The sequence below is a fragment of the Furfurilactobacillus sp. WILCCON 0119 genome, assembly GCF_053471565.1.
In genome coordinates, this window is the sequence record NZ_JBPCCV010000006.1 from 23,831 (window position 1) to 46,529 (window position 22,699).

Sequence of the window (22,699 nt, forward strand, 5' to 3'; positions counted from 1 at the left end):
CCTTTTAATCTAACTCAAAATTCGTTTTTTTAAGCAAATTGCAAAACTTGCCTAAGCCTTTTTTAATTACGTCCAAACCGTTATTCTAACAGTTTACACCTAATTTTCAATGTTTTGCTCTAAAACGCGAATCCCAACGATATAAAAGAATAATGGCAACAAAATATAGTATTGTGACCACGAAAAAATCAGCGCAGCTAACACCGCAAACATGACCAAGTAAACTTCAAATGCATCAATAATGTATTTTAACAAGTGCTCGTTATCAGTTAACTCGTTTTGGCGCTTTAACGACCGGAGCCGTAAAACAGCGGGCTTCACTTTCCGCCACAGATAAACACCAACAGGCACCGTTCCCAACAAACCAAACTGTGCCAGCCAGCCGCCCCAAACACTTAAAATGGGGTAACCACCTTGTGAATACACGTAAATGTACTCCCAGTTATGCTTGGACCACGCTGGTGAATTTTCCACCAAGTAAGGACTCACCCAACTGTTTCCGACCCCGATAAACGGATGTTGAAAGAACGTCACAAATAAGGCAATCGTCCCCCCAGCACGGTTATCAGTTCCAGACTTGCGGAAGATGTATTGGTTCAGCATGTTCCGAATTGGCCCAACAAAAACGTACGCAAGGATCAAGACAACTAATCCCCCGGCGGCTAGGCCCAGTAAAAAGTGCTTATCGTGTTTGGGTGCTTTCCAGAACAGCAGGCATAACGATAACCCCATCACTAAGAAACCGGTGGATGTTTTGGCAAAGAACAATGTTCCAAGGACAACCACGAACAGCGCAACAAGCCACCAGTAGTGCTGACGGTGTTTTTCTGCGGTCTTACCACTGAACACATCAAAATGATTCGCCAACCCGGCAATCATCAGTGGCATAAACGTCAGTCCAATTTGCCCAGCTAAATACCCGGCTTCGGGTTCAAACCCATTAATCCGGTGGAGTGTCGTTGCATAGCTCCCGTTCGTATAAAAATCACGTCCGTGCCACCGGCTTTCAAACAGCGTGCCCATTAAATTGACCCACCCATGAAAGAAGGACGATGAACTGGCAACAATCTGTGGCATCAATACCACAACTTCCAGAACAATAATTGACCAGATGGTTGCTTTAATGAAGCCCCTAATTTGCGCTTCATTTGTTACCGTCAAAACAACTGCATAATAAGCCAAAACGACAGTCGCAATTATTCCAATAATATTAACAAACGACGTTCCCATTCCAATTGCTTGAACAGAATTGTTAAACTGCATCGATGACCGGGCAATCGCAAAAAATTGCGCTCCCATGAGCGCAAGAACATAAACAACCACCCGGCTTGAAATATGTGGAATGGTTAAGACATCTGTTCGCTGGCTTGCAACAAACAAAATCATGATAAAAAAGAAGATAAATGGTAATTCTGCAATGCTCCCCGGCATCCCGTAAGAAAATACCTTAGTGAATAATGAAACGGGAATTAACAAACTCGACATGATAACCCCTTACTATTTTCGGTTCTTTTTCAAAATGTCAGCTCCAAAAACAACTAATGCTGCCAGGACCAGGCTCCCAGCCGTTGCATAAACTGCCATTTTTTTGGCATTGCTTGTCGTTATTTTATCAACAGGCCGTTCATTAGCATTAGCCAATAAACGAACCTTTGCTGAGGCGCCAATGTATTGTGGCAGCTTTTCCTTTGCAACGACGGCTGATACATTTGCTAATTTAATGGCAACTGCTTTATTCGCTGCTGTCGCATTAACCGTCATAATTGTTGAATTTGGTGCTGCCGTGGCAATCGTCATTCGGTTTACATCGGCTTTTGTTCCAGTAAAGTTTTTAGTTCCCTTCATCTGTTGGTAAATCACGTCACTAATACTAGGATCGTTCATCACTTGTGTGTACGTTCCCATGCCCAACATATCAGATTTCATGATGTCCGTTCGTGAGTAATCTGTTTTCCCATGATAAATGAGCATTGACCGACGGGCCGTGTATTGTGTTGTGACGTGCCGGCGCATAATGGCAAACACACTACCACCAACGACAATGGCAACCACTAAAATAATAAGGATGTTCTTGATGAAAATTTTCCATAAGTCTTGAATTGAATATTCTTGTTGCATGATTATTTTCCCTACTTTCGCTGTGAAAATTGAATTTGTGGTCTAAACGTAAAGCCTGCTAGCATTCCCTTATTAATGCTATGAATTCGCCGCCATTTGTGGTCGGCACTTCGATGTAGAACTTTATGGATCGCGTAAAGGTCCTTTGCAATTTGCGTTAATGCACCCTTCGCGCCATGGTGCTTCCGTTCTGTATAGTAGGCATTACGATAATTATAGAAATACCGACCGATTCGGCCCGGATCATCCGTCACAATATCGACACCATGGTTCGCTGCCATCTTATGAATGGCAATGCTGTCCCCGACACAGTAGCTTTCGTACCGTTCAGAAATCCGCAACGTATATTCATGATCATCGCCCCAGACGAAAAATTCCTTAATCGGCAACCCAATTTCTGCGATGGTGGCGGTTGGCACAAGTAATGAAACAAAGGAGGCCGCGTCAACCTGGACAAGTCCATCTTGGGCAACGCCATTCCAATTCTGGCTCACATACGGAATGTTCATAATGGCAACCGAGTTATCTGTCCACCGAACATTGCTGCAAACAAACCCCTTATTTGAGATCTTTCCTGTTGCGATTGGATCAAGAAGCTTGCTTAAACAATCTTCCGTTGGAATGGTATCATCATCCATGATCCAAACGTAGTCGTAGTCACCCGCTTGCATTGCTTGATCAATCCCCAATTGGAATCCGCCAGCGCCACCAAGGTTAGTCGAAGCTGTTACAACGGTAACACGTGCATCGTCTGCAAACTGGGTTAAGTAGTCCCCTGTTCCATCCGTGCTTTGATTATCAATAATCAGTAACTGCTTAACCGGGACATTTTGTTGCAAGATTGCAGCAATGCTTTCCTTTAATAAGGCTAACCGATTGTAGGTCACTAAGACCGCACATACCTCACTCATCTAAAATCCTCACTTTTACTTGTTTCTAAACCAACTAATTAATGTCGTTTTATTCTCGGTACTTAGCCAATTGAACCATAAACACCATACGCAATTACCGGCCTTGAAACAAGCGTTCCGGTATTAATTACCCAAAATGTAATCTTTCATTAAATCACGTTCCCTTAACGAACTACGCTTAGCCACATTTAAACGCAGACGCCGCAAACTTACCCTTATGAGTAAAGCCACCCATAAATGATCCGTTTACGGCAATCTACTTAACTATCAGTGTGAACGCATTCCGAGAATAAACCTAAACTATTATACCTGACTAGTCAGTGTTCAACCATCAATCATCATTACTAATCTGGGCGTCATTAGTCGCTTCCTGCTGGTCATCCAAGTGGGCAATGCTCCAAACGTATTGAACCACCGTCCGAATAACGGCATAAAACGGAATACATAAGATCATGCCGGGAATACCGGCCAAGTGCCCGGCAGCTAACAACAAGATAATAATGGTCAACGGGTGAATTTTTAATGACCGGCCAATGATGTTTGGGTAGATAATGTTTCCATCCACCTGTTGGACGATGATGACAACAACGACAACCCAGATCAATTTTTGTGGCGCCAAAATGAGTGACACAATGATGGCTGGGGTGATGCCAATGTACGGTCCCACGTAAGGAATAATGTTACAAAAACCAGCAACAATTCCTAATAACAGCCCAACAGGCAGTCCGAGAATCATGTACCCAATACTGGTAAAGACCCCAACGAACAAACATTCAATAACCTGGCCACCAATATATTGAGAAATTGTGTCGCTCATCTTAAACAACAATTCTGTGATCCGTGTTTCCCGTTTTGCCGGTAAGATTCTCATCACGGCTGGAACAAACTTTTCACTGTCCCGAAGCATGTAGAATAAGATAACGGGCACTGTGATTGCGGTGATGGTCACATCCGTTAACGTCCCAACGATTGAACCAAGACTGTTGGTCAGGTTCTTAATGAAGCCCTGAGCCCACGTGGTTAACGACTTTTCTAAGCCCTTAACATAGTGCTGAACATTGCTGTCCTGCATGAAGCGTGAATGACCCATGTACTTCGTGATTTCTTTTTGCGACTGCACAGCGATGTGCGGCACATTTGAAATCAATTGACCAACCTGGTTGGATAATAGCGGAATTAATGATAAAACCCCAATAACAATCAGCAAAACCAGCGTCAGGACAACAATGAACGTCGCCCCGGTCCGGTTGATGTGCACCCGTCCCAGTCGAACCTTCATTAGCAGTTTAACCAGCGGGTTCAACATGTAAAATAAAAATCCTGAAATAATGAGTGGGACAAAGACGACCGAAATGAACGTCCCAATGGGTTGAAAGACAAATCCCAATTGACTACAAATCCAGATAAAGATCGTAATTAACGTGGCAACCGCCGCCCAATATAAGATGTTGGCATGCCTTAGCTTTTCAAGCACTTTAATTTCCTCTTTCCTTACTCGTGACTTTCATGATTACGATTGCCGGTTGTTCTTCAGCAAATTTTGATAGCGTTGCGACCACAAATCAATGTATTCCTTGGAGAACGGTCCCTTGCCTTCATTGATCCAATCAACCAAAACGCGGACATTTGCCTTCAAGATCTGATCCAGTTCGTTTGAATAATGCCATTGATTCCCATGCGCTTGATACTCATCCGCATCTAGCAGCCGTTTTTCCCCGTTTGGAAAAACCTTGACGTCTAAATCATAATCGATGTACTTCAGTGCTTCTTTATCCATTGTGTACGGTGATGCTAAGTTGCAATAATAAGACACGCCGTTATCGCGAATCATGGCCACAATGTTGAACCAAAAATGTTTATGAAAATAAACAATTGCGGGTTCACGAGTCACCCACCGTCGACCGTCATCTTCGGTGACTAGTGTGTGATCGTTTACGCCAATAAATTCATTTTCACTATCCTTCAGGACCATTGTGTCACGCCATGTTCGGTGTAAACTGCCATCGTGCTTATAACTTTTAATTGCTAAATATTCACCTTCGCGTGGCTTACCCATGTTATCCTCCCTTCATTTTTATCAGTCTCTCCCAGTATACCAAACATCTGCTTTTAAAAAGCACAAAAAAACAGCTCTTCGTGCTCTTTGTACATCACAAAAAACCGACTGATGAATTTTCATCAGTCGGTTTTTTGTGTTATTTAAATTCCTGATTCACGGCTGTCAAAGCTGCGTGGATCACCTGGTGCATATCAAAGTACCGGTACATCCCTAAGCGACCGCCAAAGAGAACTTTGGGTTCAGTCTTCGCTAATTCTCGGTACTTCGTGTACAGTTCATTGTTCGTTGCATTGTTCACTGGATAATACGGTTCGTCACCGCGTTTCCAAGTCGCTGGATATTCCCGCGTCACAATGGTCTTGTCTTTATCGCCCTTCCCAAATTCAAAGTGCTTGTGCTCGATGACCCGGGTGTAAGGCGTTTCAGCATCCGTATAGTTAATAACGGCGTTCCCCTGGAAGTTATCCACAGGCAACTCTTCCGTTTCAAACCGCAATGACCGGTACTGCAATTCTCCAAGTTGATAATCGAAAAATTGATCGATCATCCCAGTAAAGATCACCCGTGGGTAATCACGCAGGTAGGCGTCCTTGTTGTCAAAGAAGTTGACCCCTGTTTCAACATCAATTAAGTCGCTAGCCAACATTTTTTCAACAATTTGTGTGTACCCGCCAATGGGAATGCCTTGGTAAGTATCATTGAAGTAGTTGTTATCAAATGTGTACCGGACTGGTAACCGACGGATAATGAACGCTGGCAAATCCGTGGCCTTTTGGCCCCACTGCTTTTCTGTGTAGCCCTTGATCAACTTTGTGTAAATGTCCGTTCCAATCAATGAAATGGCTTGTTCTTCAAGGTTCCGTGGTTCGCCATCACCGAGGTTAGCCGCTGCTTTTTGTTCATCAATTTTGGCTTTTGCCTCAGCTGGCGTCGTGACACCCCAGAGCTTATTAAACGTGTTCATGTTAAACGGCAAGTTATACAACTCACCCTTATAATTGGCTACTGGTGAGTTCGTGTACCGGTTGAACTCAGCAAATTGATTAACGTAATCCCAAATATCCCGATCAGACGTATGGAAGATGTGGGCGCCATATTGATGAACCTGGATGCCATCTTGTTCCTTCGTGTAAATGTTTCCGGCAATGTGATCACGCTGTTCAATGACCTTAACGCGCTTTCCACGTTTTGCGGCCTCATAAGCAAATGTGGCTCCGAACAAACCGGAACCAACAATTAAGTAGTCGTAGTCCATAATGATGTTCCTCCGTTATTTCATTGATGATAATGCGTTCAAAACGTGGGTCATGTAGGCCGGCAAGTAAAACTGGCTCACTGACTGCTGTAATGCATGTTGATCCGGCAATTCAAGGGTGCCGCTGATGACACCAGTCAGTAAGGACGTTAACGTCGCCACGTCACCAAGCTGGTACAGACGGCCATTTTCGCCGTTAATAATGTCACGTGGTCCCGTTGGACAGTCAGACGAAATGACGTAGACCCCTTGTGAAAGTGCCTCAACCAACACCATTGGAAAGCCTTCGTACCGTGAGGTCAATAACAGCGTGTCTGCCTGTTTAATTTGTGCCCACGGTGCTTCTGTAAACCCATGCCAATGGATGTGATCGTTAATGCCTAACTCGGTCGCAAATTCTGGTGCCCGTTCGCGATCAGCACCATCACCGTAAACATCTAGTTGCCACTCGCCACTGACATCAGCAAACGCAAGAAGGAGTTCACGCAGGTTTTTTTGACCATCCAGTAGCGTTCGCCCCATGTACACAAAGCGGCGGGGCGCTTCGCTGGTTCGCGGAATGACCGTTGGTTGCGCCTTAATGGGATTATAGATCAGTTTGACCCGGTCTGGTTGAATCCCAGCATCAATCAACTCTTGCTGGATCCCACTACTAATTGCAAAATACCAGTCAGCACGGCTTAGTAAGGCTGGTCGCACTGGTTTTCTACTTAGTGAATAGTGATACCACGCAACGACCTGGGCCTTTAAATGCCGGTGCGTTGCAACCGTTTTTGCCATGCTCCACATTAACGGATTGGTACTAATCACAAAATCATAGTCATCCGCTTTAATGAGCTTACTAATCCGGCTGTACAACGTTAACGCATACTGGATCGTCCGAACACGTTTGTTCTGAGCCATCGTTACAATTTCAATCGGTCGCCCTGCTGCCCAGTCACCGTTCTCCGTACCACCAAGATCCACTACCTTCAGGTGCATGTCCGCGGTTGCGACCAGTTTAAACGCGTCACAAAAATTGGCGATCACCTGTTCAGTGCCGCCAAAGCCATTCATATAAGGTGTTAAAACCAAAATATTCATGAGTAATCCTATTCCCTAACCTGTGGATGAAGCTTCCGCTGGAGAAAAGCCGTTCCCTTCTTGAGCCAGTGTTCATTTTCCATGTGGACGTAATTCACTTCCACCGTTGTTGGTTTTACTGTATCAAGCCAAACATCCAGTAATAATTCACTCACAAAGCCATAGATCCGTGCTTCGTAGCTGTCATAATCACTAACGTCGACCCGTGATTCAAGCTTCTTCAAAACATCAAATAAAAATGTACAGTATTCGTCCAACTGTTGGCGTTTCATCACAAACATGTTGAACATATGAGCACTCCGCCGCTTCATGACAGCATCAAACGCTGGCAGATACGTTGGGTAATCTTCTTCGATGATTTTTCTTGTTTCGTCTAACGGTGCCTGATGGTGCGCATGGATGTAGTGTGAATAGTTCGATTCAATGACATAATTACGTTTTTTCGGCAAGATGACATCGGCGTTAGTCAGTAACTGATCCACTTGCGCTTGGTTTAAGATCGTCTCGAGTGATTTTTCTTTGTGCTCACTTAGATAGCGCCGGTAGTGAACCAGCCCAATAGCGTCTGCCGAAACGTTCTTCCACGCCCAGTAAACGGCCGTCAGCTCATTATAGCTACTGTTTTTTTCGGACATGTTATCCCCAGTGTTATCCCCCTGGAACGTTTGGTTAACATCTGGGTGCAACGCCTTCCCCACAAAAACAGGCAGATAAAGCTGCTTATCGGCTGGCATTTGATAGTTTTTATGTGTTGCGACAATTATTTTAGTTTCCACACGAATTCTCCAAATTAATGTTAGTAAGCACCATCTGACGTTGCAATGTGCAAAATGTTACGAAAGAAGATTTTAATGTCAAAGCCCAATGACGCGTGATCGACATAGCTTAACTCGATTTCACACCGCTCTGGGTATCCGATGTTACTTCGGCCACTTGCCTGCCAAAGGCCCATTGCGCCTGGCGTAACAGACAACAACTTATCCACTTGATCGCCGTACTCAACCAATTCTTCACGAACAACTGGCCGTGGTCCAACGATGCTCATTTCACCGCGCAAAATGTTGACGAATTGTGGTAATTCATCAACTGATGTTTTCCGCAGCCACTTACCAAACCGAGTAATTCGTGGATCAAGTTCAGGTGGTAGTTTGTAATTATTATCTAAGTACTGTTGATAAAGCTGTGGATCGGCTTTTAACTTTTTATCTGCGTCCACAACCATGGAGCGAAATTTAAAGATATAAAAATCGCGGTTGTTTTTCCCGACCCGCTGCTGTTTATAAATAACGGGTCCACGATTTGAGGCACTAAATTTATAGGTCAACCAAACGGTTAAAAACACCGGACTCAATAAAATTAGCGCAACTAAGGACAGCACAATGTCTAACGTTCGTTTGGAAAAGCGGTAGCCCGCAGATTGTGCTTTACTATGGCTTTCGATGATCAATAATCCCCTTTACACTAAAAAATCACTCATAACAAAGTCAGAGTAGCATGCTCTAAACAAGATGACAATATTGTCCCCCAGAACTTAATGAAATCTAGTCCGAATGAGGCGCCGAACTTCCTCAACAATGTACGCGCGGGTCAACATCACCCCAACAACATACACGACAACCCCAATCGCGACTTCAATACCAAGGTGAATAAACGACATTGAAATCCGTTGGTTAATAAATGAAACGACTGCAAACATCAGCACCCCACTCAGCAGATACTTCCACAAGCCCACAAACATCCGCCGTAGCTCAACAGCGCCACGAATGGCAAACACTTGGTAAGCCGTCACTAACGCTTCTGAAATCACGGTTGCAATCGCTGCCCCACTGGCCCCAATGGTTAAAATCAACGGGACGTTAATGATAATGTTTGCGACCGCACCCAGCGTTACTGAAATCGTGTATGCCCGGATCTGCTTTGTCGGCATTAGATACTGCCGCCCGACAACCGTACTCCACGCAATTAGCAAGATAATTGGTGATTCGAAAAAGATCAGCTCACCAACCGAGGCGTATTGTTGGCCAAAGAACCATGGTGCCAATTTGGTACTTAATGCGGCCAAACCAAATGTCATGGGCACAGAAATGGCGGACACGAAGTTCATGTTCCGGTACAAACTGTTATTAACGGCCCGCATGTCTCCCTGGGCAAACTTATTGGCGATGTGTGGCAACATGACCGTCCCGGTAGCTGTAACTACGGACAGAACCGTTTTGACCAGCGAATCGGAGAAGTTAAAGTACCCTGCTGAGACGGTTGAATCAAACTGTTTCAACATGGTCCGGTTAACCACCGCGTACACTTGAATGGCGATGTTTGGAATGAAGAGAACAAATGCCGGGTATAAATGGGACAACACCGCGTTTAACGATACAGAAACCCGCTCCACAGAGCCCTTTAAGTACGGCCACAAGGAGACACCCCCGATTAACTGGGCGCCCCCTTGAATAACGATGTACTTCCATAAATCGCCTGGTGTATGGATCAGCATGAAAATCAACAGTACGGACACAGCTTTAACCAAGGTGTTTCTTAAAACCGTTTTCTTGAAATCTTCAAGCCCCATAAAGTACCAGGAAATATCGATTCCCTGCGCGATGAGCCAAATGATCTGGAGCAGTTGGAAAAGGTAGTATTGATGGTCAAAATGGAGAAATACAAAGAAAATGACAATGGAAATTGCGGTCGTGCATAACTGTAAAATTTCAATTTCCCAAAAAATCTGTGACCGTTTGTGCTTGTCATTGCGATGATACGCAATCTCCCGATTCCCATAAAGGGTAATCCCCAAATCACCAACCAGAACGAAATACTGGATGATTGACCATGTATACGTATAAATCCCGTTTCCTTCTGGTTGCAAAACCCGTGAAATGTACGGCTGGGTCAGCAACGGAATTAACGTGATTAATAACTGATATGATGCATTATAAAACAAATTACGGATCGTCTTCATGTTATCCTCATTGAAACATTGTGATCACAATGTTGTAATTAATTATCTGACACGCTGTTAACCGCGCCACAGTGATTATCTCCCTTTCACCACGGTCACGATTTAATCGTTATCGATAAGAACATTACGCTAATTTTAGCAGTTCTCTGCGGTTTAACCAAGTTTTGCAGGAATTATCTCCGGTTCAAGGCCGCAACAGTGTGTTATGCTATGGCGTATTGAGCGTTTTTAAACCACTTCGCGACACTTAAATTATTTTATGGAGGTTCATTGACCCATGAACGCAATCGTTATCTATGCCACAATTACGGGTAACAACGAAGATGTTGCTGACATTCTAACTGAAGCATTTGAAGATCAGGACATTGCCGTCAAGGAAGTCGAGATTTCTCAAGTCGATTCAGATACCTTAACGGATTACAACATCATTGTTGTCGTTCCCTACACCTACGATGAAGGGGCCCTTCCTGAAGAGGGCCTTGATTTCTACGACGACTTACAGGATGTTGACTTAACTGGTCATGTCTTTGCCGTTGCTGGTTCCGGCGACGTCTTCTATGGTGATGACTACGGGGTTGCCGTTGATAAGTTTGATACTCGCTTGGCAGCAACCAATGCACAGCGTGGTGCTGACAAACTTAAGATCAACTTGGCCCCAGATGAAACAGACATTGATCGGCTAGATGATATGGCAGCAGCCCTCATCAAAGCGGCTAAATAACACAATAGGGCGGTCGGAGCTGATGGTTATCAGTCCGACCGCCCTATTAACTTAATTGAAACCCATCATTAACGCTATTTGGTTGCCTTAAAGATGTACCATTTACTGAAGAAATAGTTGATGATAATGACAAGCACATTATCGATCACCTTAACCAACATCTCGTTACCGTGCATCACGGTGACCCCGACGTACATGATTAATACATCCAAAATTAGTGTTAACGCCCGGAAGAAGAAGAACGAACTCATTTCTTTCATCAAAGCTTGGAAGCCGTGCGTCTTTGACGAAAAGACCCATAGCTTATTGGTAATGTAAGCAAACAGCACGGATAAGAACCAGGCCATAACGTTTGCAATTTGATAATTCCACGGAATAATTGCCGTAAACAACCAGAACACAACCAGGTTAACAACCGTCGTTAACCCACCAAAAATCATGTATGAAATGATCGACCAGTATTTTTTAACGAGCGTAACACCCGTGTTCCATAAATTCATTAATTATCCACCCTACCTGTTTAGAATACTCATGTATAATACTGCACCAACCTTAAAAAACCTAGTGTTCACTTAAATCAGAGCAAAATTTAATTAATCTAACGGTCAAAACATGCTATATTTAATGTCATCACAATTCAACAGAAAGGCGGTTTCCTCTCCTCATGCGTGACTGGATCAAAACACACCAATCTTTAATTGAATACAGCGTGTGGGGAACCTGTGCCTTTTTAATCAACCTCTCTGTCTTTACGGTTTTAGACGTTTGGACCCCCATGAACTACCAAATTGCAAACGCAATTGGCTGGTTTTTGGCCACTGGGTTTGCCTTTCTAACCAATAAGATGTGGGTTTTCGCCACCCATGCTGAAACGCCACGGGCCTTGATCCGGGAACTTTGGTCGTTCTACTTTTTCCGGGCCTTAACGCTGGGGATGGACATCGTCATTTTGTTTATTGGCATCACCCTTCTGCGTGGTAACGATATTTTTGTTAAGTTAATTGACCAGTGCCTGACTAACATTGCCAACTACTTTTTCTCCAGATGGTACATTTTTAAGGCTGTTAAATAAGCATCCAGAACACCATAAAATTAAAACGCCTAACTTCCCGTAAGAGAAGTTAGGCGTTTTTGTCGTGGCGGCGCCATAAGTGGGCAACCCAGCGTAAAGACTGCCGTTTTTCAATAATCTCACCGTCAAAAAATTCTTGGAGTGTCGCATTCAAGACAGAGCCTGTTAAAATAACGATCCCGGAAAAGTCCAGCCACATCATGATCACAATGACAGACCCAACGGTTTTATACGTCGTGATGGAGCGCGCAAAATACGCAACATACAATGAAAATAATTGCGATAACAATAACCAACTGATGGTCGCCACTACAGCCCCACCACAAACATAACGCCACTTGATCTTAGCGTTCGGCAAAAAGTAATACAGTAACAGCAAAAGAAGAAATAACACCCCCGCAGTTACCGGCCACTTTAAGGAACTAACTAGATCTAAAACGTTTTTGCCAAGGTGAAAGACCGGCGTCAATTGCTTAACGACCACCTGACCAACCGTAAAGAAAATGATGATAATGGCCATGATCAAAATTGTTAAAATCATCCAGAGAAACGAAAAGATCCGGTTTGTGATGGCATTTTGGTTCTCTGCCACCCCGTACACTTGATTCACTGTGCGTTGAAAGGCGGCTACCACTTGACTTGTGGACCACAACGCAACAACGGCTCCGATTGAAATCAAGCCCCCGTTTCCCTGCCGTAAAAACGATGAAATAGTGGGCGCTAACGTTTTATAGACATCAGGCGGCACTGCCCCCTGCAAGTACGTTAAGACCGTGTTTGCATCGATTCCCAAAAAGGGCAACATGTTCCCAACCACAATGACCGCTGGAAAGATCGATAATAATGAGTACCACGCCAGAATCACCGCTGAATTGCTGACCTGCGCACGATTGAACCGTTCAATAAAGATTTTGATAAATGCTTTCACATCACACCACCTACACGCTTCTACTTAGTTATTTCTATTATCCCCGTCTTCGAAAGCTTCTGCAATTCTTACAATTACTTGTGCTATCATGAAAGCATTCTAATAAAACAATGAGGAAGTGTTCGTGATGACCCTTACCAATTTTGAACCACAACTTGATCAATATGCAGATCTCATCATCAAGACCGGGGCCAATGTTCAGCCCGGTCAAACAATCATCATTTACATTAGTGTCGACCAAGCACCCCTTGCCCGTCGTTTGACGGAACGTGCTTACGCTCAGGGTGCCGCCGAGGTCGTCATTGAATGGAACGATCAATTCGTCCAACGGGCTTTTTTACAGCATGCTAGTACGGAGCGCCTTCAACAGCGCCCTGATTACCTGCTTGAGAAAAACACATCGTTAATGGCCCAGCATGCAACCAGAATTAGCGTTATTTCGGAAGACCCAAACGGCTTAGCCGCCGTGCCGTCAGATCGGTTGGCCCTTGCTAACCAAGGAACTGCCCGCATTAGCGCACCCATTCGAACGGCCACAATGAATAACGACATTTCGTGGGTGGTTGTCGCCGCAGCCAGTGTTCCATGGGCAACGCAAGTCTTCCCGGATAAATCTGCCACTGCCGCGCTTGACGCATTGTGGACCGAAATTTTCAAAACGACCCGTGTGGATCAACCAGATCCCGTTTTAGCCTGGCATCACCACGTTGACCTACTAAACGCTAAGGCTGCTTGGCTAAATGAGCACCAGTTTACCGCACTTGAATACAGATCCCCATTAACGCATCTAACCGTTGGTCTCCCAGAACACCATGTGTGGGAAGCCGCTGGTGCGACAGACGCTACGGGTAACTTTTTCGTTCCAAACATGCCCACGGAGGAAGTCTTTACCGCTCCGGATAATCAGCGAATTGACGGCACCGTTGTTTCCACAAAGCCACTGAGTTATGCTGGCACGCTCCTAACGGACATTCACGTAACGTTTTCTCACGGCCGCATCGTCGCGGCAACTGCTGCCACCGGAAATGACGTCCTTCAACAGTTGATCAACACGGATGCCGGCGCACGTTCACTGGGTGAGGTTTCTCTAGTTCCAGATTCATCCCCCATTTCACAATCTGGCATCATTTTTTACAACACCCTTTTTGATGAAAATGCTTCCGATCACCTTGCAATTGGTGCTGCCTATCCGTTTAACGTCGCAGGGGGAACCTCAATGAATACTGACCAGTTAGCCGCCGCTCACCTCAATCAAAGTGACGTTCACGTTGACTTCATGGTTGGTTCTGCTGATCTGGACATTGACGGAGTCACCGCAGATGGAACAGCAATCCCGGTCTTTCGTCAGGGCAACTGGGCCTAACTTGACCAAACACAATCCTTAACCGAAAACGACTGACCACCCAAAGTTTGGGTGGTCAGTCGTTTTATACTTGTTTTAACGCGCTAATATCACACGGTTACCGGTCTATTTGCTTGCCTTAGCACCTTTATTAACGTAACTCAACGTGCCGATCGGGCCAGAAACATGCAGTTTACCATTTTTATAGGTCAGCTTTGTCACCGCAGCATTTTTCAACGGTGTCCCCTTGTAGTCCTTACTCATCGTTGATAGGTATTCATTAATGGACATGCCCGAACTAACCACCAGAACGTTCCCACCACCATCTTTTTCAGTGGTTTTCGCAATGTGATTTAATTCAGATGTCATCCGCTTTTGAACCTGTGCAGAATCTTCCGCCCGGTCACTCTTTGCTAACTTCGTGTCTTGACTATTTTGTTGATCTAATTTGTAATAGGCGTCTTGAAGCTTATTCCAGTAGTCTTTCCCCGTCTTTTGCATGAATTCATCGCCACTTTGGTAGCCATAAACACCAGCAATCTTGTTATTATCAGCAGCAATGTTGTCCCCTTCAAAACTGCCGTAACCACCTTCACGGAGGTCCTTACTCTGCGTCACTTTCACAGACTTATTGTCAGAGTGTTTTAGTACTTCCTGAGCAGTGACCTCTTGCCGGGTCAAGTCCCCCGAATAAGCGGCTTTAAACTTAGTCCCCTTTAACCCAGTTCCCAAATCATCCGCAACCTTGACCCCGTTCTTTGTGAGTGGGAAATTACTCCACCCCTGAACCCGTGTCATGACGTTCCCTGTCGTTTCACCATGACGGGTCAAATAAATCGTCACCGTCTTGTTGCTAGCAGCCTGAACGGGTTGTGACGTTGCGCCCATGCCAAGTGTTAAAGCAACCACCGTTGCCGAACAAAATAGGCCGAGCTTCTTCGTTAGTTTCATGATCAAAATTCCCCCAAGATAGTTTTATGAATCCGCTTACATAAAAATCATATCACTCTCGAAGGGTTCCGCCAATATTTTTCTTAGATACCAGTAGTCCAGCCACCCGTTTGTTCATCCATATCACGTTTACGCATTGCCGAAACGTACGGATTACCAGAAACATAAAATCGGAGCGGCTCATTTTGCCAGTCCCCCGCGCTAACACCGATCCGTGGTGAGGCGATCACCTGCTGCGGGGTGCGCACGGCTTCGTGAAATTCAAAGGGGCTCTCAGCAAACGCAATGTCATTCCACCGCCGATCCGTGATTCCTAAGGCAGCGGTGAGCTTCGCTGGTCCGTTGGTCACCCCATACCCACGCTGAGACCGATTCTGTTGCATGTGGTCTTCACCGACCGTTGGCTGTAAGCCACGAATGAGAATCCCTTGGGGTGTGCCAGCCGGCTGGCACACAAAGTTCATCAAAATCAGCCCACGCATCGTGTAAAAATAAAGGGTTCCCGGTTCATTATAGAGTGCCCGATTGGCTTGGCTTCTGCGGTGTTTAAACGCATGAGCGGCTGAATCTGCATCGCCGAGGTACGCTTCTGTTTCCACGATCAGGCCACCAACTGGCCCCTGACGCCCATGATAAATCACTTCGCACCCTAATAGGGCCCGGGCGTTGACCGTTGTTGCCCGCTTCCCTAAAAATGACGCTAATTCCACGTTGTCCACCTCCAGCAATTCATGTCATTTAGCATACTGCTCTTTCACCAAAAAAGCAGTGCAAAAAACGGGGTGCTGACACCCAGTTGCGTTCAACTGAATCTCATCACCCCGTTACTTTGCCATAATTTAGTTCCACATGCTGTTATGGAACCCGTGACCATCTGGTCTGAAACCGCGCCGATCAAAACCGGCTCCGTCTGGATGGTTAAACCGCCCATGGCCAAAATGACTACGTGCCCCACCAAACTTTGTAAAATCTGGTTCCTCGGGAGCGTCCATGTCCGCTAACCGATCCTTTAGTGACCCATTAACCTTCCCCAGCAGCTGGGTTAGTTGCACTGTTTCTTCATCACTTAACCCGGCGAAAATGGTTGCTAAATAGTCATCAGCAGCGTCCTGGCGTTCTGCAAGAACTGCTTTCCCCTTATCCGTCAAGACAACGTGGGTCACCCGTTTATCATTCTCATCCGTTTGCCGCTCGATCAATTCACGCTCTGCTAACTTACTCAACATCTCGGACAATGAGGAGGGCCGAACATCCATTAACTCTGCCAGTTCACTTTGCGTCACATTGTCGTGATCGGCAATCAGCTTTAGCAACCGGGCCCGACCATAGCTGTGACGGTGCCCATTTTCCGGCTGTTGTGCCCGACTGGCAAAGCCATACCGTTGAACCTGCTTCACAACGTCCATCAGTGTCCGAAATAATTCGTTATTGTCTTTTTCTGTCATCATAAATCTCCTCTTAATTTTAGTTAGGTACCTAATATGTCTCCTATTATATAGGCACCTAAGCTTTTGTCAATCTTTTTGTTTCATCATTTTTTCTGAACAAAAAAAGAGAAATTCAGAAAGACATTTCGTTCAGCAGGCGAATGTGATACGCTTACATCATTGTTAGAGCACACTTTCGTGAAACGGGGTTGATTTCTTTATGGCAAATGAATTTCCTCAAGTCGTTACCATCGCAGGTTCTGATTCTGATGGTAGCGCTGGTTTACAAGCAGATTTAAATACATTCTTCACACGTGATGTTTATGGTATGTCAATTGTAACTGCGTGCGTTGCCGGTAACTCTTACGGAATTCAAGCAGCAACGGCCATGCCAGCAGATTTCGTTGATCAACAATTTACATCACTCAACGATGACTTTAATCTTCGGGCTGCTAAGACCGGAATGTTATCGGATGCTGCCTTAATTAAAAACGTGGTTGCTAACTATAAACGTGTTGATTTTGGACCACTAGTCGTCGACCCCGTTATTGTCACAAAGCACGGAGCCATGCTCTTAGAAACTGACGCGTTCGAAACATTGCGTGAAGAGCTGGTACCGTTAGCGGCCGTGATTACACCGAACTTCTACGAAGCTGAAAAACTGGTTGAAATGAGCATCAATTCGCCAGAAGACATGTTGACGGCAGCAAACAAGCTCCAAGCATTGGGCGCTAAAAACGTCATGATCAAGGGGCAACACAATGATGAAAATCAAACCGAAGTTCGTGATTTAGTTCTGCTCGAATCTGGCGAACACTTCTGGCTTAGCGCACCTTATGTGCACACAGACCGGGTCAACGGAACGGGTGACTCATTGTCTGCCTGCATCACCGCAGAACTTGCCAAGGGTCAGTCTGTTAAGGATGCCATCACCATTGCTAAGCACTACGTTAACACCGCCATTGCAAATGAAATCGCGGTTGGCCATAAATTTGGCCCCATTAACCACTGGGCTTATCAAGACTAAACAAACGAAAAATAGCGACCACGGATTGTTTCAAATCCGTGATCGCTATTTATTTTGAATCAGTTCATTCACTTAATTTAGTATCATCCAACAATTCATGGGCCCGTGGCACCGTCGTCACTAGAACCGGATAGTCTGATTCGTTCCATTCCAACCGTGGTTCAGACCGAACCAACTGAATGACGTTCCCTTGAACTGCCTTCAACACGAGACTGATTACTTGCTGACTGGTAAACGCTGGCGCTGCCATCTTGGCGATGTAGCCAAGTGAACGCGCCTTATTGTTTTTCAAAACACGTTTTGCCCGGCCGTTTTGTGCCGCTGCGTTAATTAAATAGTCAATAATCGTTTCGTTGTTTTCCACAGCAGTTTTCTCCGACCTAATTAGATTTCGTGCCCATTTCATTATCTTATTAAAGCACATTGGTCCCTGAAAGCCCATCAAAAATCGTCGTTCATTCAGCTACCACCACGCCAATAGCTGGTGGATAATTAAGATAATCCCGCCCCACAATAAAATTGCTGGGATGATGGCATTACGCAAACCAACAAAAAAGCGCATTATCTTTGGCCCCCTTTAGATGACACACCATCTCATTCATCATGATTACGCATCCGCAATCCGTTTTAAAAAAATTACTTAGTTAATGATTTTTATTTTATCATTTAATTTAATAAAGTCGACCGCTTTGGCCTTAATCTTAGGGATTTTTATAGATCAATTGATTGTTACACGGGTGACCAAACAAAAAGACCGCCATAACGGCGATCTCGTTGTTTTGCTTTACTTGGATAGGAATGGCCCCACCCAGACTCGAACTGGGAGCAGCCGCTTAGGAGGCGGCGGTTTTATCCAGTTAAACTATAAGGCCAACACAACAGCGCCATTAAGCGCTGTTTTTATCGTGCATTACTTCAAAAACTGGGCAACACCATTGCCAAAGGACCAATCAGGGCTGGCGTTTTCAACCATTGACACCATGACATCATTTGGTTCAATTCCCGCAGTGGCCTGTAATTCAGCCACTAAATCACGATAGAACGCTTGCTTTTGTTCTTCTGTCCGACCACCACGAATGGTGATTTGAATCATGACAAACTTATCGCTGCGTTCGATCCCAAAGCCAGTGTCTTCGATGATCATTTCTTCTGGATCATGTTGGGTCACAATTTGATAGCGATCACGTTCAGGAACCCCAAACGATTGAACAAGAATCTTGTGTTCAGCATCCAGCATTGCTTTAATCTCAGCTTTACTGCGTCCTTTTTGTAAATCAAAACGTACTAATGGCATGTGTCACTAATCCTTTCCTTGTTGCACTTGGCGTTTGTGCCGCATGCCCTTGTTCTTTGAATGTTTTTTATGCGTTCGGACCTTTTTACTTGTCGAAGCCTCTGTTACTGGCCGCGAACGGTCACCATGGGATTGTCGCTTCTCCTGACGATCCTCGTGCGCCGCATGGCTCGTAGCCGGTGTCGCTTTACGCTGAGGCGTGGCAGACTTAGCCGCCGGAATTTTCGGCCCAGTCACATGTTGCTCGCGGGCAGGTCGTTCATCCACAAACGCGTTATGCGCAAAGTACAGCGGTTGAAGCTGATAATCACTTCCCCGCAACGTTTGTTTTAACCGCCGAAGGTCGTGATCATTCCCGAAGTTAACCACTAACCCGGTTGCACCCATCCGGCCGGTCCGACCCACACGGTGCGTATAGGTAATCAAGGAACCAGGTAAGTCATAGTTGATTACCGCTGGTAGGTTCGGGATGTCCAACCCGCGGGCGGCAACGTCCGTGGTCAGTAAGAACTTAACCTTCCCCTTCCGAAAATCACGCATGGCGTCAGCCCGTTGGACTTGGCGTTGCTTCCCAGCAAGTGAAACGGCGTCCACGTGTTCATGACGCATCGCCGCCGCAGCTCGCTCCAGTTCACCAAGCTGGTTGAAAAAGACCAACGCTTGAAACCCTGGCACCCGTGAAAAGCGCCGTAACATTGACGCCCGTTGGTTTGCCGGCAATTCCATCAAACCGTGCTTAACAACCCCTTGTGTTTGGTCCACGTCGCGGACATCAACCGTCGTAACGTCAATGCCGAACTCAGCCGTGACCTGTTCTAACGCTGCTGTCTTTGTGGCCGAGAAGAAACTCAGTTGAACATCGCCCGGTGCTTCACGGATGATGTCTTCCACGTCCTGACGGGTTTCACCAGCTAAAAGTTCATCCGCCTCGTCAATCACGACGCTCACCAGCAAGTGTGGCTTTAGCCGGTGCTCATTCAGCAAGTTTAGGACCCGTCCTGGTGTCCCCACCACGATTTCAGGGTTTTGCTTCAACTTTTCAATCTGACGCTTAACGTTAGCGCCACCCGTCAAGGCTGCCACTTTAAGGCCAACTAACGCGGCCCAATCACGCATGACCGTGGTCGTTTGTTGTGCAAGCTCCTGACTTGGTGCCAATACAAGTAATTGGGTCCCATCACCAGGGAGCACCTTGGCTAAGAGTGGCAGCGTAAACGCGACCGTTTTCCCAGAACCAGTGGGTGCCAACCCAATGACGTTTTCATCAGCCGCTAAGGGTTGATAAACGCCAGTTTGGATGGCAGTTTGTTCTGAATAGCCAAGTTCCTTAAAGTGTGTTTCAAATCGTTTGTCCATTTAAACGCTCATTTCTTATTAATTATCCGCTGGAAAGACAATGCTTGCCTTCCGCCGGAGGTCATACAAAACACCATTAACAATTTCACTCAGATGAAGCCAGGTTTGGTAATGCCGGACGTTATCCGGATTCTCAGGATTGTTTAAAACCTCTGCAAATTCTGTTGCTTCCGCCACCATTGGGTTGTCAGCTGGTGTTTCAGACAACTGGGTCACCGTCCCATCCGCTGCATGGTAAACCACGGATTTCAGTTCTGCGGCGTTGTCCATAACGATGGTGTCCTTGACCCCATAAATTTCTGAAGGCAGGTAGGAATTCGTGTTCTTTCCGATGTTCAACGTGACGTCAAACCCATCGTAACCGAGCACGGCGATTCCCTTTCCATCAGCACCTGTCCGCAGTGGGGTTGCATAGTAATGCACCCGGTTGGGTTTTCCAAACCATGTCACCGCGTCATACACAACGTACACGCCAAGATCCTGTAATGCGCCACCACTATAAGTGGTCGTGAACACATTTGGATCCTTGCCTGCCAAGTAATCGTCATAACGCGACGAATACTTCATGTAGGTCAGTGTGGCCCCACTGATTGTCTCCATTTCTGCCAGTTGTTTCCGAATTGCACGGAAATTTGGTTCATGAATATGCCGTGCTGCTTCAAACACATGACTCTCAGGGTGAGCAGCTAAGGCCGCCTTCACCTGAGCAAATTCCGTTGGGTTCGATGCAAGTGGCTTTTCCACAATGACCTGTTTTCCCGCCTCAAGTGCTTGCAAGGTCTGGGTGACGTGCAAACTGTTTGGCGACGCAATGTAAACCACCGTAAAGTCACCTTCAGCAAAGAAAGTGGTTAAATCAGTATACACCTGACCACCATTCTTAGCCGTAAAATCTTTTCCTGTGTCTTCGTGCCGTGAGTAAACGCTCGTCAATTCGTAAGCCCCACTTGTTGCTGCGGCTTCCACGAATTGTTGCGTAATCCAGTTCGTACCAATGATCCCTAGTTTTAACATGCTATAGAACCTCCGTCGGAAATGAATTTTTTGTGCGTTACCAGGATCCCGATAATGATTTTCATTATCGCCAAACGATTCTGTTAATACCTTTATTTTACCAATTTTAACGTTAAGTTGCAGTATTCAGGTCAGATTGTGTCAAGAATATGTTAATTCGATTACGGCAAGTCTTCCACTATCGAAATTCCCTAAAAACATGCTATATTTATATTTGTAAGAAATTTACACTAGGGGAAGAAAGCGAGGATGATCCAGTGCCTTTAAGACGGAATATTTTATTATTTGGTGTCTCAGTTGTCGCCGGTTTAACAAGTACCTTTACACGCTCTAACAAAAAGCAATCTCATAATCAGACGGCGTTACCAATGTTATATTCTGGCACCTGGAAATATGCCAATCACGATGATCACCGTGTCCATCACTTGCAGATCAACCCGGACCTATCACTTCATATTGATGGGCGGCTTGAAAACGCCACGGTTGAAAGCATTAACGCGCAGGAACTCGTTTACCTTGATAGCTTTGGCTATCACCTGCGCGTTCAAACAACCGAGCAACTCCCGGTTGCCCTCTATGATGAAGCAGACAACGCTACGTATGCATTGGTAAGCGTTCAGACGGGGAAAACACCTGTTGATGGTAACGCCCTTCCGGATTAATCGTTACTTTAATTAATAATTCAAAACGTCCACTTCGATGTCACCATCGTCGTGGACGTTTTTTGTTCGTTGATTACTTTGTTAAATTAAACTTTTCCCGCTGCTCCGGAGTTAACCGCCACGTCAGGTAGTGTTCTAACAACTTCATGTCGGTGGCAAGGTTCTCTGGTGTGCACTCACGTTTATACGCCGCACGTTCCGCCGTTTCTAACAGTGAGTTCAGCGGAACCAGCCGTGGCCCAATTGCCACAAAAATTTTCAAGCGGTTTTTATCCCGTGAATTTTCTGGTGTGACGCCCACCTTTACCGCAACGTCAAAACTCCGAAACGCAATGAAATCAGCACATGCCCAGCCAGCCGTTACCGAGAAATCTGGTAAGGCCGTCTGTGAATCACCAAACTGACGGGTAATGGCGTCTAACATTAACGTCTGTGCCTCATTGATACTTAAATGTTTCTGCTTTGACTTTGCTTTTTCAGGTGTTGCCTTTTTCTTCTTTTTCTTATCAAACATGATTATTTT

At 45.5% G+C, this 22,699-nt stretch carries 25 protein-coding genes and 1 tRNA gene; 5 read left to right on the plus strand and 21 right to left on the minus strand.

Annotated elements, in window-relative coordinates; all coding sequences use genetic code 11:
- Window positions 1-99: 99 nt before the first annotated feature.
- The 10 genes from ACRYI5_RS09810 to ACRYI5_RS09855 form a co-directional block, all read right to left on the minus strand.
- Window positions 100-1,485, minus strand: a complete 1,386-nt coding sequence (locus ACRYI5_RS09810; RefSeq protein WP_448225133.1) for a hypothetical protein — start codon at window positions 1,483-1,485, stop codon at window positions 100-102.
- Window positions 1,486-1,497: 12 nt separating this feature from the next.
- On the minus strand, window positions 1,498-2,118 hold the full coding sequence (locus tag ACRYI5_RS09815) for a hypothetical protein (RefSeq protein WP_448225134.1): 621 nt from the start codon (window positions 2,116-2,118) through the stop codon (window positions 1,498-1,500).
- Window positions 2,119-2,129: 11 nt separating this feature from the next.
- Window positions 2,130-3,029: a glycosyltransferase family 2 protein gene (locus tag ACRYI5_RS09820; protein WP_407881009.1), complete on the minus strand. Its 900-nt coding sequence runs from the start codon at window positions 3,027-3,029 to the stop codon at window positions 2,130-2,132.
- A 331-nt stretch (window positions 3,030-3,360) separates the two neighbouring features.
- On the minus strand, window positions 3,361-4,503 hold the full coding sequence (locus ACRYI5_RS09825) for an AI-2E family transporter (protein WP_448225135.1): 1,143 nt from the start codon (window positions 4,501-4,503) through the stop codon (window positions 3,361-3,363).
- Between the two features lie 36 nt (window positions 4,504-4,539).
- Window positions 4,540-5,085 (minus strand): DUF402 domain-containing protein, encoded by a 546-nt coding sequence (locus ACRYI5_RS09830; protein WP_407881006.1) that lies wholly within the window; start codon window positions 5,083-5,085, stop codon window positions 4,540-4,542.
- A 139-nt stretch (window positions 5,086-5,224) separates the two neighbouring features.
- A complete protein-coding gene (gene glf / locus ACRYI5_RS09835; protein ID WP_407881005.1) occupies window positions 5,225-6,343 on the minus strand; it encodes a UDP-galactopyranose mutase in 1,119 nt (372 codons plus the stop codon).
- A 15-nt stretch (window positions 6,344-6,358) separates the two neighbouring features.
- Entirely contained in the window at window positions 6,359-7,426 is a 1,068-nt protein-coding gene (locus ACRYI5_RS09840; protein ID WP_448225136.1) for a glycosyltransferase, read from the minus strand.
- 8 nt (window positions 7,427-7,434) lie between these two features.
- Entirely contained in the window at window positions 7,435-8,202 is a 768-nt protein-coding gene (locus ACRYI5_RS09845) for a DUF4422 domain-containing protein (protein ID WP_448225137.1), read from the minus strand.
- Window positions 8,203-8,222: 20 nt separating this feature from the next.
- Entirely contained in the window at window positions 8,223-8,867 is a 645-nt protein-coding gene (locus ACRYI5_RS09850; protein WP_448225234.1) for a sugar transferase, read from the minus strand.
- A gap of 90 nt (window positions 8,868-8,957) precedes the next feature.
- Complete coding sequence (locus tag ACRYI5_RS09855) at window positions 8,958-10,382, minus strand: flippase (RefSeq protein ID WP_407881001.1); 1,425 nt, start codon at window positions 10,380-10,382, stop codon at window positions 8,958-8,960.
- A gap of 277 nt (window positions 10,383-10,659) precedes the next feature.
- On the opposite strand from ACRYI5_RS09855, the gene ACRYI5_RS09860 reads away from it, so the two are divergent.
- Complete coding sequence (locus ACRYI5_RS09860; protein WP_407881000.1) at window positions 10,660-11,103, plus strand: flavodoxin domain-containing protein; 444 nt, start codon at window positions 10,660-10,662, stop codon at window positions 11,101-11,103.
- Between the two features lie 74 nt (window positions 11,104-11,177).
- Here ACRYI5_RS09860 and ACRYI5_RS09865 read toward each other — a convergent pair whose 3' ends face one another.
- The gene (locus ACRYI5_RS09865) at window positions 11,178-11,603 is read right to left on the minus strand and encodes a GtrA family protein (RefSeq protein ID WP_448225138.1); all 426 of its coding nucleotides are present in this window, start codon (window positions 11,601-11,603) and stop codon (window positions 11,178-11,180) included.
- Between the two features lie 164 nt (window positions 11,604-11,767).
- Between ACRYI5_RS09865 and ACRYI5_RS09870 the strand changes: the two genes are divergently transcribed.
- Window positions 11,768-12,175 carry a GtrA family protein gene (locus ACRYI5_RS09870; RefSeq protein WP_407880997.1) on the plus strand — a complete coding sequence of 136 codons (408 nt, stop codon included), beginning with the start codon at window positions 11,768-11,770 and terminating at the stop codon, window positions 12,173-12,175.
- A 49-nt stretch (window positions 12,176-12,224) separates the two neighbouring features.
- On the opposite strand, the gene ACRYI5_RS09875 is transcribed toward ACRYI5_RS09870, so the two are convergent.
- The gene (locus ACRYI5_RS09875) at window positions 12,225-13,103 is read right to left on the minus strand and encodes a YihY/virulence factor BrkB family protein (RefSeq protein WP_448225139.1); all 879 of its coding nucleotides are present in this window, start codon (window positions 13,101-13,103) and stop codon (window positions 12,225-12,227) included.
- A gap of 127 nt (window positions 13,104-13,230) precedes the next feature.
- Here ACRYI5_RS09875 and ACRYI5_RS09880 point away from each other — a divergent pair, with 127 nt between their 5' ends.
- A complete protein-coding gene (locus tag ACRYI5_RS09880; protein WP_448225140.1) occupies window positions 13,231-14,466 on the plus strand; it encodes an aminopeptidase in 1,236 nt (411 codons plus the stop codon).
- Window positions 14,467-14,571: 105 nt separating this feature from the next.
- Here ACRYI5_RS09880 and ACRYI5_RS09885 read toward each other — a convergent pair whose 3' ends face one another.
- From ACRYI5_RS09885 to ACRYI5_RS09895, 3 genes are all read right to left on the minus strand, one after another.
- The gene (locus ACRYI5_RS09885; protein WP_407879162.1) at window positions 14,572-15,396 is read right to left on the minus strand and encodes a histidine phosphatase family protein; all 825 of its coding nucleotides are present in this window, start codon (window positions 15,394-15,396) and stop codon (window positions 14,572-14,574) included.
- An 83-nt stretch (window positions 15,397-15,479) separates the two neighbouring features.
- A complete protein-coding gene (locus tag ACRYI5_RS09890) occupies window positions 15,480-16,106 on the minus strand; it encodes a DNA-3-methyladenine glycosylase (RefSeq protein ID WP_448225141.1) in 627 nt (208 codons plus the stop codon).
- Window positions 16,107-16,235: 129 nt separating this feature from the next.
- Entirely contained in the window at window positions 16,236-16,844 is a 609-nt protein-coding gene (locus ACRYI5_RS09895) for a MarR family winged helix-turn-helix transcriptional regulator (protein ID WP_407879164.1), read from the minus strand.
- 199 nt (window positions 16,845-17,043) lie between these two features.
- Here ACRYI5_RS09895 and thiD point away from each other — a divergent pair, with 199 nt between their 5' ends.
- On the plus strand, window positions 17,044-17,850 hold the full coding sequence (thiD, locus tag ACRYI5_RS09900; RefSeq protein WP_448225142.1) for a bifunctional hydroxymethylpyrimidine kinase/phosphomethylpyrimidine kinase: 807 nt from the start codon (window positions 17,044-17,046) through the stop codon (window positions 17,848-17,850).
- A gap of 64 nt (window positions 17,851-17,914) precedes the next feature.
- Here the strand turns inward: thiD and ACRYI5_RS09905 are convergent, their stop codons facing one another.
- From ACRYI5_RS09905 to ACRYI5_RS09925, 5 genes are all read right to left on the minus strand, one after another.
- Entirely contained in the window at window positions 17,915-18,214 is a 300-nt protein-coding gene (locus ACRYI5_RS09905; RefSeq protein ID WP_407879167.1) for a hypothetical protein, read from the minus strand.
- A gap of 435 nt (window positions 18,215-18,649) precedes the next feature.
- Window positions 18,650-18,722 (minus strand) — tRNA-Arg (locus tag ACRYI5_RS09910).
- Window positions 18,723-18,760: 38 nt separating this feature from the next.
- Window positions 18,761-19,144, minus strand: a complete 384-nt coding sequence (locus ACRYI5_RS09915; protein ID WP_407879168.1) for a tautomerase family protein — start codon at window positions 19,142-19,144, stop codon at window positions 18,761-18,763.
- A 6-nt stretch (window positions 19,145-19,150) separates the two neighbouring features.
- Window positions 19,151-20,500, minus strand: coding sequence for a DEAD/DEAH box helicase (locus tag ACRYI5_RS09920; RefSeq protein WP_448225143.1), 1,350 nt, complete (start codon window positions 20,498-20,500; stop codon window positions 19,151-19,153).
- Between the two features lie 18 nt (window positions 20,501-20,518).
- Window positions 20,519-21,514 (minus strand): Gfo/Idh/MocA family protein, encoded by a 996-nt coding sequence (locus ACRYI5_RS09925; RefSeq protein ID WP_407879171.1) that lies wholly within the window; start codon window positions 21,512-21,514, stop codon window positions 20,519-20,521.
- Between the two features lie 257 nt (window positions 21,515-21,771).
- On the opposite strand from ACRYI5_RS09925, the gene ACRYI5_RS09930 reads away from it, so the two are divergent.
- Window positions 21,772-22,176: a DUF4828 domain-containing protein gene (locus ACRYI5_RS09930; protein WP_407879172.1), complete on the plus strand. Its 405-nt coding sequence runs from the start codon at window positions 21,772-21,774 to the stop codon at window positions 22,174-22,176.
- Window positions 22,177-22,249: 73 nt separating this feature from the next.
- Here the strand turns inward: ACRYI5_RS09930 and ACRYI5_RS09935 are convergent, their stop codons facing one another.
- Entirely contained in the window at window positions 22,250-22,690 is a 441-nt protein-coding gene (locus ACRYI5_RS09935) for a hypothetical protein (RefSeq protein ID WP_407879174.1), read from the minus strand.
- Window positions 22,691-22,699: the final 9 nt, after the last annotated feature.

What these genes read in the sequence shown, in the direction of transcription:
- ACRYI5_RS09810 (WP_448225133.1), bottom strand. Translation starts at nt 1,485, where the DNA reads ATGTCGAGTTTGTTAATTCCCGTTTCATTATTCACTAAGGTATTTTCT.
- ACRYI5_RS09815 (WP_448225134.1), bottom strand. Translation starts at nt 2,118, where the DNA reads ATGCAACAAGAATATTCAATTCAAGACTTATGGAAAATTTTCATCAAG.
- ACRYI5_RS09820 (WP_407881009.1), bottom strand. Translation starts at nt 3,029, where the DNA reads ATGAGTGAGGTATGTGCGGTCTTAGTGACCTACAATCGGTTAGCCTTA.
- ACRYI5_RS09830 (WP_407881006.1), bottom strand. Translation starts at nt 5,085, where the DNA reads ATGGGTAAGCCACGCGAAGGTGAATATTTAGCAATTAAAAGTTATAAG.
- glf (WP_407881005.1), bottom strand. Translation starts at nt 6,343, where the DNA reads ATGGACTACGACTACTTAATTGTTGGTTCCGGTTTGTTCGGAGCCACA.
- ACRYI5_RS09840 (WP_448225136.1), bottom strand. Translation starts at nt 7,426, where the DNA reads ATGAATATTTTGGTTTTAACACCTTATATGAATGGCTTTGGCGGCACT.
- ACRYI5_RS09855 (WP_407881001.1), bottom strand. Translation starts at nt 10,382, where the DNA reads ATGAAGACGATCCGTAATTTGTTTTATAATGCATCATATCAGTTATTA.
- ACRYI5_RS09860 (WP_407881000.1), top strand. Translation starts at nt 10,660, where the DNA reads ATGAACGCAATCGTTATCTATGCCACAATTACGGGTAACAACGAAGAT.
- ACRYI5_RS09865 (WP_448225138.1), bottom strand. Translation starts at nt 11,603, where the DNA reads ATGAATTTATGGAACACGGGTGTTACGCTCGTTAAAAAATACTGGTCG.
- ACRYI5_RS09870 (WP_407880997.1), top strand. Translation starts at nt 11,768, where the DNA reads ATGCGTGACTGGATCAAAACACACCAATCTTTAATTGAATACAGCGTG.
- ACRYI5_RS09880 (WP_448225140.1), top strand. Translation starts at nt 13,231, where the DNA reads ATGACCCTTACCAATTTTGAACCACAACTTGATCAATATGCAGATCTC.
- ACRYI5_RS09885 (WP_407879162.1), bottom strand. Translation starts at nt 15,396, where the DNA reads ATGAAACTAACGAAGAAGCTCGGCCTATTTTGTTCGGCAACGGTGGTT.
- ACRYI5_RS09895 (WP_407879164.1), bottom strand. Translation starts at nt 16,844, where the DNA reads ATGATGACAGAAAAAGACAATAACGAATTATTTCGGACACTGATGGAC.
- thiD (WP_448225142.1), top strand. Translation starts at nt 17,044, where the DNA reads ATGGCAAATGAATTTCCTCAAGTCGTTACCATCGCAGGTTCTGATTCT.
- ACRYI5_RS09915 (WP_407879168.1), bottom strand. Translation starts at nt 19,144, where the DNA reads ATGCCATTAGTACGTTTTGATTTACAAAAAGGACGCAGTAAAGCTGAG.
- ACRYI5_RS09920 (WP_448225143.1), bottom strand. Translation starts at nt 20,500, where the DNA reads ATGGACAAACGATTTGAAACACACTTTAAGGAACTTGGCTATTCAGAA.
- ACRYI5_RS09925 (WP_407879171.1), bottom strand. Translation starts at nt 21,514, where the DNA reads ATGTTAAAACTAGGGATCATTGGTACGAACTGGATTACGCAACAATTC.
- ACRYI5_RS09935 (WP_407879174.1), bottom strand. Translation starts at nt 22,690, where the DNA reads ATGTTTGATAAGAAAAAGAAGAAAAAGGCAACACCTGAAAAAGCAAAG.